Raw genomic sequence first — 16315 nt, forward strand, 5'->3', positions numbered from 1 at the left:
TGCGCCTCAGGCGTCGTCGAACCGGGCTCCGAAGGCGCGCCGTTGTTTGATGTCAACTCAGAGCGGGCCATTCGCCCGTAGCCAGATAGTGATCGGCGGCCAGGGCCGCGCCCGCGCCGTCGCCCATGGCGCCCGCGGCGCGGCAAGCCGATGCGGCGCGCACCGCGCCCGCCGCCAGAACGCCTTTCGCCGATGTTCGCATGGAAGCGTCCGTCACAATGCGTCCCTTTTCATCCAGCGGAACCGCATCTTTCAGGAAAGCGCTGTTGGGAACAAGCCCAGCGAAAACAAAGACCGCGGCGGTTTTGACCTCGACTTCATCGCCCGACGCCGCATCCTTGACCTTGACGCCGGCAACGCCGTTGTCGTCGCCGAGAATTTCCGACACCGTCTTGCCGAACTGGAGCTCGATCTTGTCGCTCGCCTCTACCTTCTCCTTGTAAGCGGCCTGGCCGTTCAGCGCCGCGCCGCGCTCGATCATGATGACTTTCTCCACATGCTCGGCAAGGGCCAGCGCCTCCTGCATGGCGGAATCGCCGCCGCCGACCACCAATGTCGTTTTGCCGCGCAGCAAGGGACCGTCGCAGCTGGCGCAGTCACTGACGCCGCGCCCCTGAAATTCTTCTTCTCCGGGCGCGCCGAGTTTGGCGAAGGACGATCCCGAGGCGACGATGACGGCGCCTGCGCTCACCGGCCCGCTCGCCGTGGCGAGGCGCCATTTGTCGCCATCGGCTTCGAGCCCGTCGCAGGCGTCCTGCAAAAACGCGACGCCGGCCGCATCGCATTGCTCCTGCGTCATAGGGCAAAGGTCGTAGCCGGGCACGCCTTCGGGAAAGCCCGGCACGCCGTCGATATGTTCGATGCTCACCAATTGCCCGCCGGGAAGGCCGCCGGTCAGAATCGCCGTCTTTCGTCCGAGACGCGCGCTCGTCAATCCTGCGCTCATGCCGGCAAGGCCGCCGCCCACTACAACAACATCATATTCGTCGCTCATGGACGGCTCCCTTTGTTTCCATGCTACCGTTTTCAGCCCGGAATCGCCAAAACAGATAACATATATAATTATTAGAATCGAAATGAATAATATTTAGGATCGGACGTAGCCAGTGTCCAGCCCTGCACGGCGCGGCGTGCGCATCCGACCAATGGCGTGCGCATCCGGCCAATAAAGACTTCATTTTCATGCAATGACACGCGCCCGAAATTGTGCAGCGCACAAGAAACCGGCGCGCGACCGGCCGCCCGAACAGCAAAAAAATGGCTTCGCCACAAAAGTGCGCCAGAGCGCGTGGCGAAGCCGAGGAAGGAACTGAAAAGACAGCCGGCGGATTAGCGCCAGATATCGACGAGCCCTGTGGGATTTCCTTTATTATCAGTACCCGGACCGCCGCCCATATAGCGGCCGCTGATCATCTTGAAAGCGCCCTGGGTTTCTCCTCCCAAGACGATGATATTGAGATCTTCAGGCCGGAAGATGCTGATCAACTCGTCAGGCTTGGCTTTCAGACGGCTCGCAAAGGGTTCGACGCCGGCGACCGCGTGAGGCTTGATGAGCGTCGTGACCCATTGATCGTCCCAGTAATTGCGCGCCGGCATTTTGGCGTTTTCCGCGCACCAGTCGATCAGGGACTGTTTCGAAAAGCCCATGGCGTCGAACTCTCGCGCGACGAGCGGATCCATGACGATGACGGGCGGGCTGAAATGATCCGTGGCCGTGAGGCAACGGATGAACTTGTCTTTCCATGTCTCGCGCGGCCCGAACCCGGACTGGGTGTACCAGCCGCCGAAGAAGACGCTGACGGTGCTGTCTTCCGGCTTAAACCCCTTGTCCACATGGAAGGGCGTCCAGGGGCTGCGTTCTTCGGCTTCCGGGAAACAGGCGGTGTAGGCCCAGTTATTGCCGAGCGCGCCCATATAGGTGTCGCCGGGAACCGATCCGCCCTGCACGTTCTGGCTGACGAGGCCGTAGGCCCGGCCGATGGTTGCATTGGCGTGGTTGTAAGGACCCATGGCGCCGATGCCGCTGTTCATGCCGATTTCATCGCGAATGGGGCCGTTGACGAAAGACAACGACGCCCAGGATGTGGTGCTGCTCGAACGCGCCGAGACGCCGCTCGCGGATAGCGCCAGGATCACCGGCATATAGTCCGGCCGCGCGCCCGCCATCACGGCGTTGACGGCGACTTTTTCGACGTCGAATTCCCACGCTTCCCGGAACGAGGTGGGCCGCATGGTCCCGACCACGTAATCCGCCGCCTTCGACGTGCCCTTCAGCATTTTCTCCACCCGCTCTTCGGTGGGCAGAATGATCGGCAGATAGTCCGTCCAGTGATTTTCAATAAAGAGCTGGCGCAGATTGTCTTCCGTATCGGGCTCGAGGAAGCGCGGCGTCGAGCGTTCGAAACTCGCGCCTTTCATGTCCTCTTCCGTGAGCGGTTGGGTGAGTCCGTCCAGCACGCATTGCATGAAGGGGCGTTTGTTCACCGGATCGACGCCCTCGATATAGTCGCGCAGTTCCGACGGCGTGCGCCCGACCACGGGCTGGGGCACGAAACAGTTGCGCGTCGTCGGCATGCCCGCTGACAGCGCCGTCGCCTTGGCGAGGCGCGCAAAGACATGGGTGCTGACCGGGATTGTCGGGACCCCGTCCTGCTCAAGCGCTAATGCGAACCCCACGACCGTGGGGCAGCAGGTGCTTCATAAACCGACGCCGATGATCGCCGCGTCGCCGTCGGCGACAACGCGGGCGCGCATTTCGGGGTCGTCGACCCAGCTTTCCTTGGGCCGGATGATGCGCGTTTCGACGCCCGGCAGATGCTCTGCGAACCACAGCCGAAGCTGCTCCATGAAGACATCCGCATTGTCGAAAAGACAATCGATGAGATAGAGCACCTTGCCGTCGAGGGTCTCGGTCCGGTTCGCGAGGCGTTTGCCTTCGACTTTCGGCGGATAGCCGCGTGGATCGTGAACGGTGATTTTCTCGGCCATCGTCGTCTCCAGAGCATTTGCGGCTTAGGACCCTGTCCCGCCAAGCCTATGCTGTTTGAACGCTTCCTCAAGAGGATTCATTTGAATTCTAATTAATATTGCAGACCGGCGCCTGTCAATCCAATCCGCCTGGCCCGCCCACTCTGACAAGCCGGGGCCCTGTGGCGCGCCGGATTTGCATCCGCCCTCCGCTTTCTAAACCGTGCACGGAGCACCCCCCTTTCCGGCAAGCGCCGGCGCGCTCGGCTATTCAAGTAAAGCGTCATTATTTGCTGCGATCGCGAAGCCTTTGTGCGATGCGGCGTAAACATTCTACTCGGTGTTTATTCCGGCTTCTGAGCGGATGACGCGTTTGGGCGCGGGTTTCTTATTGCATATCACAATTATTCGAATATCATTTATTAATACCTGAATGATTCTGGAGGGAATAACTTTGGAAGGAATGAATTGAGGGGGCGGCTCAATAAGATGGATCGAATGGTTTCGCTGCTGCATCGCATTGACGTCAGCTGACGCAATCAACGCCGCAGCGTTTCGTTTGACCGGATAAAACTCACAGCTCCCCTCTCCGGCTTCAGGGCCACCAAGCGGCGATGCGCCGCGCTAAAGCATTCAAGGGAGGGTGCAATGAATTCACGCTTATCCGTAACCAACGGCCGACAGATGCTGCTGGGCGCGACAGCGCTCAGCTTAGTCATGACCGCGCAAGCTGCGGCGCAGGACGAGACAGCTTCCCCCAGCGCAACCGAAAGCGCCACGACAGACATGGTGATCGTCACCGGATCGCGCATTGCGCGGCGCGACGATTCTTCGGACAGCCCGCTTTACACAGTCAGCACCGAAAACCTTCTGTATACATCGGAAACCAGCATCGACCAGCAGCTTAAAAAGCTGCCGCAGTTCGGCGCCAGCGCCGACCAGATCACCAGCGCCACTGACGTTCAGCCGTCGCCGACATCAAGCCCCGGCATCGCCACGGTGAACCTGCGCGGCCTTGGATCGAACCGGACGCTTGTCCTTATCGACGGGCGCCGCACGCAGCCGGCCAATGCGAGCCTTGTTGTCGATCTCAACACTATTCCGGTCTCGGCGATCGACAGCGTCGAGATCATCACCGGCGGCGCCGGCGCGACCTATGGCGCGGACGCGGTCGCCGGCGTCGTCAACTTCAAGCTGAAGGATGACTTCCAGGGCGTCACCCTCGACGGCCAATATGGACAAAGCTTCCATGACGACGCCCGCCAATATCAGCTCTCGGCGCTTATCGGCGCGAATCTCGACGACGGCCGCGGCAATGTGATGGCTTCGTTCAGCTATACGGACCGCGACGCCGTCGGGCTGATGGATCGCGATTTTTTCCTCAAAGCCTATACGGATCCGAACACGCCGGGCCGCGGCGCCTGGCCGAATTTCGGCGGCTATTCCGGCGGTTCGTCCCAGGCCGCCATTGACAGCGTCTTCACGCCCAAGGGCTATGCGGCGGGCGACGTCGCCGACAACGCCGTCCTTTATTTCAACACAGCGCCGACGACGGATGCAGCCACGCTGTTCAGCGTGGCGCCGGGCGCCGTGTCCGGCGATCCCGCCCCGGGATTTGAAGGCGAGCTCTTCCCCAACAACAAACTGCTCAGCGACGGCAGCTTGTCGCCGAACTCCGTGCCGGGCTTCCTTTCGCTGCCGCTCCAGCGCTACTCGGCTTTCACGAAAGGGCATTATGAGCTGCACGACAATGTGACCTTCTATGTTCAGGGACGGTTCGATCAAACCGAAACCAGCACGGAAGTTCTCGGCTACGCGCCGGCCTTCAACCAGTGGTCTGTGAGCATACCTTATGACTCAGACCATCCGGTGCCGGACGAACTGGCGACCATCCTAGACAATCGTGACAATCCAACGGCGAACTGGCAGCTTTATAAACAGCTCGATTATCTGGGGCCCCGCCAGATCACGACGACCTCGACCACCTATGAATTTCTCGGCGGGTTCAGAGGCGACATCGGTTACAAGGACTGGACCTATGACGTTTTCGGGTCGCATGGCCGCACCCGTCAAAATGCGGAATATAGAGGCTTCACCGATCACGCCCGCTATCAGGATCTGATCGCACAGCCCGATTACGGCGCCGGCGCCGTGTTCGACAATGGCCGGCTCGGTCGTCTGGCGAGCTGCACGAGCGGCATCAACCCGTTCGTGAACACGCCGATCAGCCAGGACTGCCTCGATATCCTGAGCGCTCCGATCAACACGATCACGGACATCGAACAGGACCAGGTGGAGCTGAACGTCCAGGGCTCGCTGGCCGAGGTTCCGGCCGGCGATCTGCGCTTCGCCGTCGGCGCCGCGTATCGCAGCAATTCCTTCAAATTCCAGCCCGACCCGGCGATCTCCACGACGAACACAACCTCTTTCACGGTCGGTCTGTTCGACACGACGGACACCGAAGGCAGCACGAATGTGAAGGAGTTTTACGCCGAGATCCTTGCGCCGCTCCTGTCGGATATGCCGATGGTGCAGTCGTTCACGGTGAACGCCGGCTTCCGCTATTCCGATTATAATACGACGGGCGGCGTCACCACATGGAAAGCCACGGCGGATTGGGAGGTGACCGACAGCTTCAAAATCCGCGGCGGCTATCAGGTTGCGAACCGTGCGCCGAACATCGCCGAACTCTTCCAGCCGCCGGTTTTCGCAACGGTGCCGTGGCCCGACCACGATCCGTGTTCGATCCTGACCCGCGCCGATTACGGCAATGTCGCCTCCAACCCCGACCGCGCCCAGGTCCAGGCCTTATGTACGGCGCTGGCGCAAGGCTTTACGATCGACGACACCTATGTCGGCAACGTGCCGGTCTACTTCCCGCTCGGGCGCGACCGGCAGACCGGCAACCCCGATCTCGACTCGGAAAAAGCCAAGACCTGGACGGTCGGCGCCGTTTTGAACTCGCCCTTTGAAAGCGGCGTGCTCGAAAGCCTCCGCTTGTCCGTCGATTATTACAACATCACGGTGAACGGGGCGATTGCGCCGGCGTCGACGCAGCTTGTCTACCAGGAGTGCTTCAACGATCTGGGCAACAATCCAAGCTATGATCCGAACAATGAGTTCTGTCAGCGGATCCTGCGTCAACCCAACGGCTTGTGGATTGCGACAATCGCCAATTATGAAAATCTCGGTATGATCTCCACCGCCGGCATCGACGCTCAATTCGATTGGAGCATCGAAGCGCCCGGTTTTGGCGGAGAGGCCGGGACGTTCTTCACCAATGTGGTGTTCAACTGGCTTCAGAAATATGAAGTGCAGAACAATCCGGGGGGCCCGATCTTCGATTATGCGGGGTCGGTCGGATCGGATATTTCCACGCCGCCTTACGGCGCGCAATTCGATTGGAAGCTCAACACCACATTCGGCTATCACTTCGGACCGGCTTCCATCAGCCTGAACTGGCGCCATCTCCCGGGCGCGAAACACATCGCGCTTGTCACCAATGACACCGCGAGCCAGGAGCCGCTCGGATCATATGACATTTTTGACCTGTCGACCCGCTGGTCAGTCAATGACGTCATGGAGCTTCGCGCCGGCATCGACAACCTGTTCGATAAAGACCCGCTGCGCTACGGCGTCATTGAAGGCGTCACGGCGGCGGCCGGCGAAACAGATCCCTCAGGCGCTTATGACGTGCTTGGACGCCGCTTTTATATCGGCGCCAAAGCGCGATTCTAATGAAGAAAACGGCGGAACAGGATGACTGTTCCGCCGTTCATGATCCGCCGGCGACAATAATAACAACGCCGCAGTTTGAACCGCATTCGATGAAATTCGCCGTACCTCCCTTCCTGCTGTTCTCCGGCCGTTATTTCTTCCTTGCCTGCGTCCGGAAGCAGCAGGATTTTTTTATTTTGGAAAAAGCCGCCAAGCAGGCAGCCGAACAACCTAAGGCGCCGTCAAAACTGACGCTTGCAGCGGAATATCGACCATTTGCCGATCTTGCATTTGAATCCGCCAAGAGCGGCCTTTTTGATGACCATCGTCTGGCCGGGCTCGGGCGCGGGCCGGATGGCGTCGCCGCCAACCTGTTTCCAGACCGCGCCTTCCGCCGTTGTCACTGTGACCCTTTTCGTGCGGCTGAGATCGACCTGGGCGAGGACGACTGAAATTTCGTCTGGGTCTTCGACGATTTCTGCGGCGGTTATGGCCGGCGCCTCGTCCGGCGCCGCTGCTTTCGCCTTCTTTTCAGGCTCTTCAAGACCAAATTCCTGTTTTCTTTGTACGGACAGTTCAGCCGTGGTGAGAATCCCTGCAGAGATCAAAGCGGCGTCGGCGCAGGCATGCCGCGACGACGCATCCTCCAGCCCTGCGCACCGCGCCATCGCCTCCCAGAGCGCTTCGGCTTCTGGTTTTTCGCCGCCGAACGCCGCCGAAGGAGTTAAGGCGGCGCCGACTGCAGCGGCGGCAAGGCGTCGAATCATCTTCGTCCCCGCCATAAGAATCGTCCCTTTGCAATGCTCTCATCAGATCTTTCTTTATTACACGGCGAACCCATCGAACGCCATAGGCGGGGCGCGCTGAATTCCATCATTCAGCCGCCGGTAAGGCTTGATAAGTTCATGATAGGTTTGACATAATGGACGTATATTGCAGGCCTTGCAGAAGGCCGAATCTCCGGTGTTGCTCAGCGTGAAGCCGGATACAGAAACAGGAAGACCGACCTTGTCAAAAACGATCCCAGCTCGCGTTGAACCGAAGAAACCGGCCTCGCGACGAACCGCATTGCCGTCGCGCAAGGATTTTCCTCATCCGGATCTGCGGTTGACGATCTCCATCGTTCGCACGGGACGTATCTGGCGCTCCATTGTCGACGAACATCTCCGCCAGCTCGGACACAGCGCATCGCGCATGGAGGTGATGGCGACGATTTATTTTTCGCCGCCTTTTACGACCCAGATTCAGATTGCAAAGCGGGTCGGCATTGAAGGGCCGACATTAACGCGCACGCTCGACATGCTCGAAGCCGACGGTCTCGTCGAGCGCCTGCCCGACCCGTCCGACCGCCGCAACAAACATTTGCGCGTGACGGAAAAAGGCGTCGACGCGCTGAACGACATCATGGAGATTGCCGAGAAATTGCGCGCCCGCCTGCTTGCCGACATGTCGGCCGAAGACGTCAATGTCGCCAATAAACTGCTTTCCCTCATGCAGGAACGCCTGGACGAAGGGCTGCCGCCGTTAGAAGGCGAAGAGTAAACGGCGTCTCTTCCTCTAAAAGGCGCGGCTTGCCCCAGCATCGCCGCCGGAACAGCCGAAAAATTTAAGGAGCCGGCGCTTTGGCGTTGGAAATTTGCCCATGAAAGCTTGTGACGCGATCGCCGAAATCCTGAAACGCGAGGGCGTTGACGTCTTGTTCGGCTATCCGCGCAATGCGCTTTTAGAAGCAGCGGCGCGCGCCGATATTCGCACCATCATTCCGCGGCAGGAACGCACCGGCCTTCATATGGCGGACGCGCTGTCCCGTCTTACCCGCGGCGAACGCATGGGCGTTTTTTGCTGCCAGCACGGGCCGGGAACAGAAAGCGCTTATGGCGGCGTCGCGCAGGCCTTTTCGGAATCGGTCCCGCTGTTGTTTCTGCCGGGCGGCTATCCGACGGCGACCGCCCATGTGGGGCGCAACTACAACGCCGCGCATAACATGGCGAGCATCACGAAATCGGCCGAACCCTTGACCGCGCCTGCACAAACCAGCGCCGTCATGCGCCGCGCCTTTACGCAATTGCGCAACGGAACGCCGGCGCCGGCGCTTGTGGAGCTGCCCTTCGATCTTCTCGAGGCGGAGGGCGCCGACGCCAATTACACGCCGGCGGTTCGCGGCCGCTACGGGCCCGACGGTGACAGCATCGCGCGCGCCGCTGAAATGTTATGCGCCGCGAAACGCCCGGTGCTTTATGCGGGACAGGGCGTTCACTGGGCCAACGCCTATGACGAGTTGCGTGCGCTTGCGGAACTGCTCGCCATTCCCGTCTGCACAAGCCTGCCGGGCAAGAGCAGTTTCGATGAAACGCACGCCCTGTCGCTCGGCTCCGGCGGCGCGGCGATGCCGTTTACAGTGCGGCGCTTCCTCGATGAAGCGGACGTCATTTTCGGCGTCGGTTGCAGCTTTACGGCGACGCCTTTCGGCGTGCGCATGCCCGAAGGAAAGCGCGTCATTCACGCGACCCTGGATCCGGCGGCGCTCAACCGCCATGTCCCGGCGGATGTCGCGCTTGTGGGCGATGCAAAGCTGACGCTCGCCGCCTTGCTCGAAGCTTGCCGCGCGCGCGTCGGCGCCGTCCCCCGCGACCGAAGCGCTGTCGTCAGCGAAATTGAATCGGTCTCGGCGGAATGGATGAAGCAGTGGCTGGCGAAGCTCACAAGCGATCAGACGCCGATGACGCCCTATCGCGTGCTATGGGACCTCCAACAAACCGTCGATGTCGCAAACACCATTATCACCCATGACGCCGGCAGTCCGAGGGACCAGCTAAGCCCGTTCTGGAAAACCAAAACCCCGCTCAGCTATATCGGCTGGGGCAAGTCGACCCAGCTTGGCTACGGTCTCGGCCTCGCCATGGGCGCAAAGCTCGCCTGCCCCGACAAGCTCTGCATCAATGTCTGGGGCGACGCCGCCATCGGCTTCACCGGCATGGATTTCGAAACCGCGGTGCGCGAAAAGCTTCCGGTTCTCTCGATCCTTTTGAATAATTCCTCGATGGCGATGGAGCTCAATGTCATGCCTGTCGCCACCGACAAGTTCCGGTCGACGGACGTGTCCGGCCATTACGCCGATTTCGCAAAAGCGCTCGGCGGCCATGGAGAGCGCATTGCCAAAATCGAGGATATCGTTCCCGCCATCAAGCGCGGCGTCGAAGCGACGGAGCGCGGCCAGCCGGCCCTGCTTGAATTCATGACCTCGCAGGAGCTCGACTTTTCTCGCTATCCATAAGCGCGACCTTAAGGGACAATCGCCTCAATCAGGCGCGGCCCCTTCTCCGCCATGGCGTCGGCGAAAGCTTTATCAAGATCCTCGACCGTTTCGACCTTGACCGCCGGCACGCCGAAGCCTTCGGCAATCTGCGTCCAGCTGATGCTCGGATTGCTGAGATCGAGCAGCGACATGGCCTTGGGACCCGGATTCTGAGCGCCCACGCGCTGCAGCTCGATGTTCAAGATCGCATAGCTTGAATTATTGATCAGCACCGTGACGATATCGAGTTCTTCACGCGCCATGGTCCACAGCGCCTGCACCGTGTAAAGCCCGCTGCCGTCGGCCTGCAGACTGACGACCTTGCGGTCCGGGGCCGCTATCGCCGCGCCGATGGCGAGCGGCAGTCCCTGTCCGATGGCGCCGCCGGTGAGCGTCAGCCAGTCATGAGGTTTTGCGCCCGCCGTCATCGGGAAAAGCGCAATGCCCGCCGTCGCGCCTTCATCGGAGACGATGGCGCCTTCGGGCAGATGCGCGGCGATGACAGCGCCCAGCCCCATGACATTGAGCGGGCCGCTGGGGATCGGCGGCAAGGGCGCGGGCGATGCGGACTGGGGCTGTTTCGGCGCCTCGAGCGCGTCGGCAAGGGCGGTCAGCCCCGCCAGCGCGTCTTCCCTCGGCGCGGCAAGGGTCAGGCATTCCGCGTCTTCAGGCACGAGCACGCTCGGCTTGCCGGGATAGGCGAAGAAGGCGACAGGCGCGTCGGCCCCGGCGAGCACCATGTGGCGCACGCCCTGAAGCGCATCGAGCGCCGCTTCGCCGAAATAAGGCAAGCGCTCCACCAGCGGGCGGGCGCCCCCGCGCTGCAGGCGCGCGGGGAACGTTTCGCAGACAAGCCTTGCGCCCGTCGCTTGCGAGATGCGCGCCGCTTGAATCAGCGCCTCTTCCGTCAGCGCGGGGCCTCCGAGAAAAAGCACCGCCGGTTCGCCGGCCATCAGCGCGGCGCGCGCGCTTTCGACGCGCGAATCCTCAGGAACTGGCGGCGCCGGCGGCGCCACCGGCGCAGCCGGAACGCCCGCCTCGCCCCAGGCCGCATCGGCGGGAACGATCAGCGTGGCGATCTGACCTGGAAATTCGCGTGCGGCGGCCACCGCGGCGGCGCCGTCGACGGCGAGTCCTTCCGCTGACGGCGACGCATGCACCCAGTCGGAAACGGGGCCGGCGATCCCGGCGATATCGGAGGTCAGCGGCGCGTCATAGTGCAGATGATAGGTGGCGTGATCGCCGACAATGTTGACGACTTGCGAGCGCGCGCGCCGGGCGTTGTGAAGATTGGCGACGCCGTTGCCGAGCCCGGCCCCGAGATGAAGAAGCGTCACCGCCGGCTTGCCTGCGATGCGGGCGTAGCCGTCGGCGGCGCCCGTCGCCACGCCTTCGAAAAGGCACAGGACGGCGCGCATCGATGACGACCGGTCGATCGCCGCGACGAGTTGCATCTCCGACGTGCCGGGATTTGCAAAACACACCTCGACGCCGCTCTCCGTCAGCGTTTCAAGCAGGGCTTCGGCTCCGTTCATGGCGTTTTCTCTCCTTGCGAGCGCGGGGGCCGCCGGTCCGCTTGCGGCTTTGTCCCGATTATATTGGCTCATCGGCGCGATGCGAACCGCTATCAGCAGCACGGGGGGTGCGGTCGCGAGGATGCATCCGGTTAATAAATTTAACCCAGATCAAAAGCTTATGCTTCTATTCTTTTACGAAGACGACCCATTGTCGGAATTCCGCCTGGTTTCTATCTAGGCTAAAGTCACTCAGAGCGTATCCAAGAGGCCTATAATGGCGAACGCCGGAAATGTTGTTCCCTACAAGACCGCCGCGGCGAAAGATCGGGCCAAGGATGCGAAGCGCGCGTCCGAGCCCCACTGGCCGCAACCGCCTCACAGCTATATGCCGAGCGCGCTGCCCTTCCCTCGCTGGTCGGACGACTCCTATGCGTCGACCGCGTTTTTCGAACTGGCGGACCGCTCAGTCGACGCCATGATCGGGCGTTACACCTATGGGCTTTCCCCCTCCGCGCTTATGGGCCTTTACATCGACTGGTCCATGGGACTCGCTTTTGCGCCCGGCAAAAGGGCGCAGCTCATCGACAAGTTCTTCCGCAAGAATCAGAAATTCTTCTCCTATCTCCTGCAATATATGTCAGGAGAAGAACCGGCCCCTTGCATTGATCCCCTGGAGCAGGACCGCCGGTTCCGCAGCGAGAACTGGCAAAAGCCGCCTTTCAATTTCTTCTATCAGGCGTTCCTCTTCAACCAGCAATGGTGGCACAACGCCACGACGGGCATAAAGGGCGTGACGCCGGCGGAGGAAAACGCGATTGAATTCACCGCGCGCCAGCTGCTCGACATTTTCGCGCCGTCCAATTTCCTGCTGACCAATCCCGACATTCTCCAGAAGACCATGGAGACCGGCGGCGCCAATCTGTTTCAGGGCTGGAAAAACTTTGTCGAAGACTGGAACCGGGCCGTCGCCGGCCATGGGCCGGTGGGCGGCGAAGAGTATGCCGTAGGCGAAAATCTCGGCGTCACGCCGGGCAAGGTGGTTTACCGGAACGCCCTCATGGAGCTGATCCAGTATGAACCCGCCACAAAAGACGTTTACGCCGAGCCGGTGCTGATCACGCCGGCCTGGATCATGAAATACTACATTCTCGATCTCTCGCCGCATAATTCCATGGTCAAATATCTCGTCGATCAGGGACACACGGTGTTCATGATCTCATGGAAGAACCCGGACGCCGCAGACCGCGACAAGGGCATGGACGATTACATGACGCTCGGGCCCCTGGCCGCGCTGGACGCGATCGACGCCATCATGCCCGGCCGGCAGGTTCATGGCGTCGGCTATTGTCTCGGCGGCACGCTGCTTTCGATCGCCGCAGCTTTCTTGGATCGCGACAATAAAAGCCCTTTCAAATCGCTCTCATTCCTCGCCGCCCAGTTCGACTTCGAGGAAGCGGGCGAGCTGATGCTGTTCATCAATGAAAAACAGCTTTCTTTCCTTGAGAACATCATGTGGGAGCAGGGCTTTCTCGACACCAAACAAATGGCGGGCACTTTTCAACTTCTCCGGTCGAACGACCTTATCTGGTCGCGCATGCAGCGCGAATATCTGATGGGCGAGCGCCAGAGCATGAACGATCTCATGGCCTGGAACGCCGATGCGACGCGCATGCCGTTCAGAATGCATTCCGAATATTTACGCCGCCTGTTCCTCAACAACGATCTGACGGAGGGCCATTACTATGTCGACGGCCGACCGGTGCTGATCAATGAAATCCGGCCGCCGATATTCGCCGTCGGCACAGAAAAAGACCACGTCGCCCCCTGGCGTTCGGTTTATAAGTGGAACCTCTTTGCGGATACGGAAGTGACTTTCCTGCTCACCAATGGCGGCCACAATGCCGGCATTGTCAGCGAACCCGGCCATCATCACCGCCATTACCAGATGGCGACGAGACAAGACCATGACAGCTATGTCGATCCCGATCTCTGGGCCTCCCAGACGCCGACGGAGGAAGGCTCGTGGTGGCCGGCCTGGGCCGCCTGGCTGGCGGAGCGCTCAAGCAAGGAGCGCGTCGCGCCGCCGCCGCTCGGCGCGCCGGAAAAGGGATATGAACCTTTGTGCGACGCGCCGGGTCAATATGTCTTTGGCGAATGAGTTGGGCTTGCGCCTTCAGTCGCGCTGCGGCGTTTGCAGCGACCATGATTAGCCGCATAATGCTGTTTCGCCCCGTGAGGATTGCATGAATTCGCTGCACTATATCGAGAACAGGACTTTCGATGAGATCAAGATCGGCGAGAGCGCGGAGCTTCAACGCACGCTGAAGCCGGAAGACATCAGCCTGTTCGCCGTCTCTTCGGGCGATTTCAATCCGCTGCATATCGATCCGGACTATGCGCGCTCCAGCCAGTTCCATGAGGTCATCGCCCACGGCATGTGGGGCGGCGCGCTGATTTCCGCCCTCCTTGGCACGGAGCTGCCCGGGCCCGGCGCGATTTATCTCGACCAGGCGCTGAGTTTCCGCCACCCGATCGAGATCGGCGACACGGTCACCGTGCGCGCCGTCGTGAAAGAGAAGACCCCGGAAAACAATCACGTCACGCTCGACTGCGAATGCGTCAATCAGGACGGCGTCACGGTCATCACCGGCCAGGCGATTCTGATTGCGCCGACAGAAAAAGTCCGGCGCCCGCGCGCCAGCCTGCCCGAAGTTCATCTTCATAAACACGGCGAACGTTTTCAGGAGCTGATCGAAGCGACGCGCCCGCACGATCCGATCAAAACCGCAGTCATTCACCCGTGCGATTCGCTCTCCCTTGAAGGCGCGCTGAAGGCGCGCGACGAGACCATCATGGAGCCCGTCCTCGTCGGACCGAAAGCGAAAATCGAAAAGGCGGCGGCGGACGCCGGGCTCGACATCGCCGGACTTGAAATCGTCGACGCCGCGCACAGCCACGCCGCAGCGGCGGCCGCTGTGGCGCTCGCCCGCGAAGGACGCGTTTCAGCGCTGATGAAAGGCGCGCTCCACACCGACGAGGTCATGGAAGCCGTCATCGACCGCGACGCCGGGCTCAGAACCGAACGGCGCATGAGCCATATCTTCGCTTTCGACGTGCCAAGCTATCCGAAACTATTGATGATCACGGATGCGGCCATCAACATTTACCCGGCCATCGACGACAAATGCGACATCGTCCAGAACGCCATCGATCTGGCGCAGGCGCTCGGCGTCGCGACGCCGAAAGTCGCACTTCTCTCGGCGGTCGAAACCATCAATCCCAAAATCGCCTCGACCGTGGACGCCGCCGCGCTCTGCAAGATGGCCGACCGCGGCCAGATCACCGGCGGCGTTCTCGACGGCCCCCTGGCCTTCGACAACGCGATTTCAAAAAGCGCCGCCGCGACCAAGGGGATCGTATCGCCCGTGGCCGGCGACGCCGATATATTGCTGGCGCCCGATCTCGAAGCCGGCAACATGATCGCCAAACAGCTTATTTATCTCGCCGGAGCAGACAGCGCCGGCATCGTCCTCGGCGCGCGCGTGCCGATCATGCTGACCTCGCGAGCGGATGACGCCGGCGCGCGGCTCGCCTCCGCAGCGCTGGCGCAGCTCTATGTCCATGCAAAGATCGCCCGCCCGTGACCGGCCGCATCATCCTCGTCATCAACGCCGGCTCTTCGAGCATCAAATTCGCTGCTTATGACGCAGCAAGTCTAAAGCTGCGATTGCGCGGCGCAATCGAGGAGCTGCGCAACACGCCCGCCTTCTCCATCCATGCTGAAGACGCGGCGCTCAAAACCGCTTTTGAAGATTTTCCGGCTTCGGGCGATCATGCGCGCTACACGGCCTGGATCCTCTACGCCTTGGAAAAGATCTTCCCGGACGACGCCGTCGCCATTGCGGGCCACCGCGTGGTGCATGGCGGCCTTCATTACGACGCGCCGGCGAAAATCGATGACGCCGTGCTGGAAGACCTTCAATCGCTTTCGCCGCTGGCGCCCAATCACCAGCCGCACAATCTGGCGGCGATCCGGGCGGTCGCGGAAAAATCGCCCGCTCTCCCGCAGATCGCCTGTTTCGACACAAGCTTTCACCGCACCCAGCCGAGACTGGCGCAGCTCTTCGCCCTGCCCCGCGACCTCATCGACGAAGGCGTGCTGCGCTACGGCTTTCACGGGCTTTCTTATGACCATATCGTCCACGAGCTGCCGACCCATCTCGACGCCAAATCGCGCCGCCGGGTGATTGCCGCGCATCTCGGCCACGGAGCCAGCATGTGCGCGCTTCAGAACGGGCGCAGCATCGCCACGACCATGGGCTTTACAGCACTTGACGGCCTCGTCATGGGCGCGCGCTGCGGCGCGCTCGATCCCGGCGTCGTCATCCATCTCATCAGGCAAAAGGGCATGAGCGCCGATGACGTCGACAAGATGCTGCACTCGAAGTCCGGCATGCTCGGCGTTTCCGGGATCAGCGATGATGTCAGAGCGCTTTTAAAATCCGATGATCCGAAAGCGGAAGAAGCGCTCGACCTGTTCGCTTACCGCGCCGCCCGGGAGATCGGCTCCCTCATGGCGGCGCTCGGCGGTCTCGACGCGCTCGTCTTCACGGCGGGGATCGGCGAGAACTCCCCCGACATGCGCAAACGCATTTGCGCGCGCGCCGACTGGACGGGTCTGAAACTCGATGAGGGCCTGAATGAGCAAAACGCGGGCCGCATCAGCGCGGCAAGCTCCGCCGTCGAGGTTCTGGTCATCCCGGCTAATGAAGAACTGGTGATCGCCCGCGCCTGCAAGACGGCGCTTGAAGAACGTTAA

The 16315-nt window shown here is 61.2% G+C and carries 12 protein-coding genes; 6 read left to right on the plus strand and 6 right to left on the minus strand.

Translation table 11 applies throughout. The features are described from left to right. Positions 1 to 52: 52 nt before the first annotated feature. Positions 53 to 994 (minus strand): NAD(P)/FAD-dependent oxidoreductase, encoded by a 942-nt coding sequence (locus CW354_RS01305; RefSeq protein ID WP_104828239.1) that lies wholly within the window; start codon positions 992 to 994, stop codon positions 53 to 55. Between the two features lie 335 nt (positions 995 to 1329). Further along, positions 1330 to 2988 (minus strand): UGSC family (seleno)protein, encoded by a 1659-nt coding sequence (locus CW354_RS01310; RefSeq protein ID WP_341476475.1) that lies wholly within the window; start codon positions 2986 to 2988, stop codon positions 1330 to 1332. 627 nt (positions 2989 to 3615) lie between these two features. Here CW354_RS01310 and CW354_RS01320 point away from each other — a divergent pair. Next, on the plus strand, positions 3616 to 6705 hold the full coding sequence (locus CW354_RS01320; RefSeq protein ID WP_104828242.1) for a TonB-dependent receptor plug domain-containing protein: 3090 nt from the start codon (positions 3616 to 3618) through the stop codon (positions 6703 to 6705). Here CW354_RS01320 and CW354_RS01325 read toward each other — a convergent pair. Genes CW354_RS01325 through CW354_RS01335 form a run of 3 tightly spaced genes read right to left on the minus strand, consistent with a single transcriptional unit; the run spans position 6702 to position 7766 of the window. Further along, positions 6702 to 6914: a hypothetical protein gene (locus tag CW354_RS01325; protein WP_104828243.1), complete on the minus strand. Its 213-nt coding sequence runs from the start codon at positions 6912 to 6914 to the stop codon at positions 6702 to 6704. The genes CW354_RS01320 and CW354_RS01325 overlap by 4 nt on opposite strands. A gap of 12 nt (positions 6915 to 6926) precedes the next feature. Then, a complete protein-coding gene (locus CW354_RS01330; RefSeq protein WP_133162108.1) occupies positions 6927 to 7451 on the minus strand; it encodes a hypothetical protein in 525 nt (174 codons plus the stop codon). 57 nt (positions 7452 to 7508) lie between these two features. After that, entirely contained in the window at positions 7509 to 7766 is a 258-nt protein-coding gene (locus tag CW354_RS01335; RefSeq protein ID WP_104828245.1) for a hypothetical protein, read from the minus strand. A 25-nt stretch (positions 7767 to 7791) separates the two neighbouring features. On the opposite strand from CW354_RS01335, the gene CW354_RS01340 reads away from it, so the two are divergent. Then, a complete protein-coding gene (locus tag CW354_RS01340) occupies positions 7792 to 8226 on the plus strand; it encodes a MarR family winged helix-turn-helix transcriptional regulator (RefSeq protein WP_133162109.1) in 435 nt (144 codons plus the stop codon). 100 nt (positions 8227 to 8326) lie between these two features. Continuing rightward, the gene (locus tag CW354_RS01345) at positions 8327 to 9958 is read left to right on the plus strand and encodes a thiamine pyrophosphate-requiring protein (RefSeq protein WP_104828247.1); all 1632 of its coding nucleotides are present in this window, start codon (positions 8327 to 8329) and stop codon (positions 9956 to 9958) included. Between the two features lie 8 nt (positions 9959 to 9966). Here the strand turns inward: CW354_RS01345 and CW354_RS01350 are convergent, their stop codons facing one another. Continuing rightward, complete coding sequence (locus CW354_RS01350; RefSeq protein WP_104828248.1) at positions 9967 to 11514, minus strand: acetolactate synthase large subunit; 1548 nt, start codon at positions 11512 to 11514, stop codon at positions 9967 to 9969. Positions 11515 to 11770: 256 nt separating this feature from the next. Between CW354_RS01350 and CW354_RS01360 the strand changes: the two genes are divergently transcribed. From CW354_RS01360 to CW354_RS01370, 3 genes are all read left to right on the plus strand, one after another. Further along, positions 11771 to 13654 carry a PHA/PHB synthase family protein gene (locus CW354_RS01360; RefSeq protein WP_104828250.1) on the plus strand — a complete coding sequence of 628 codons (1884 nt, stop codon included), beginning with the start codon at positions 11771 to 11773 and terminating at the stop codon, positions 13652 to 13654. 85 nt (positions 13655 to 13739) lie between these two features. Next, positions 13740 to 15140 carry a bifunctional enoyl-CoA hydratase/phosphate acetyltransferase gene (locus tag CW354_RS01365; RefSeq protein ID WP_104828251.1) on the plus strand — a complete coding sequence of 467 codons (1401 nt, stop codon included), beginning with the start codon at positions 13740 to 13742 and terminating at the stop codon, positions 15138 to 15140. Then, the gene (locus CW354_RS01370; RefSeq protein WP_207764607.1) at positions 15137 to 16315 is read left to right on the plus strand and encodes an acetate/propionate family kinase; all 1179 of its coding nucleotides are present in this window, start codon (positions 15137 to 15139) and stop codon (positions 16313 to 16315) included. Before CW354_RS01365 ends, CW354_RS01370 begins: the two co-directional genes overlap by 4 nt.

This window comes from Hyphococcus luteus (assembly GCF_002943565.1).
Taxonomy (GTDB): domain Bacteria; phylum Pseudomonadota; class Alphaproteobacteria; order Caulobacterales; family Parvularculaceae; genus Hyphococcus; species Hyphococcus luteus.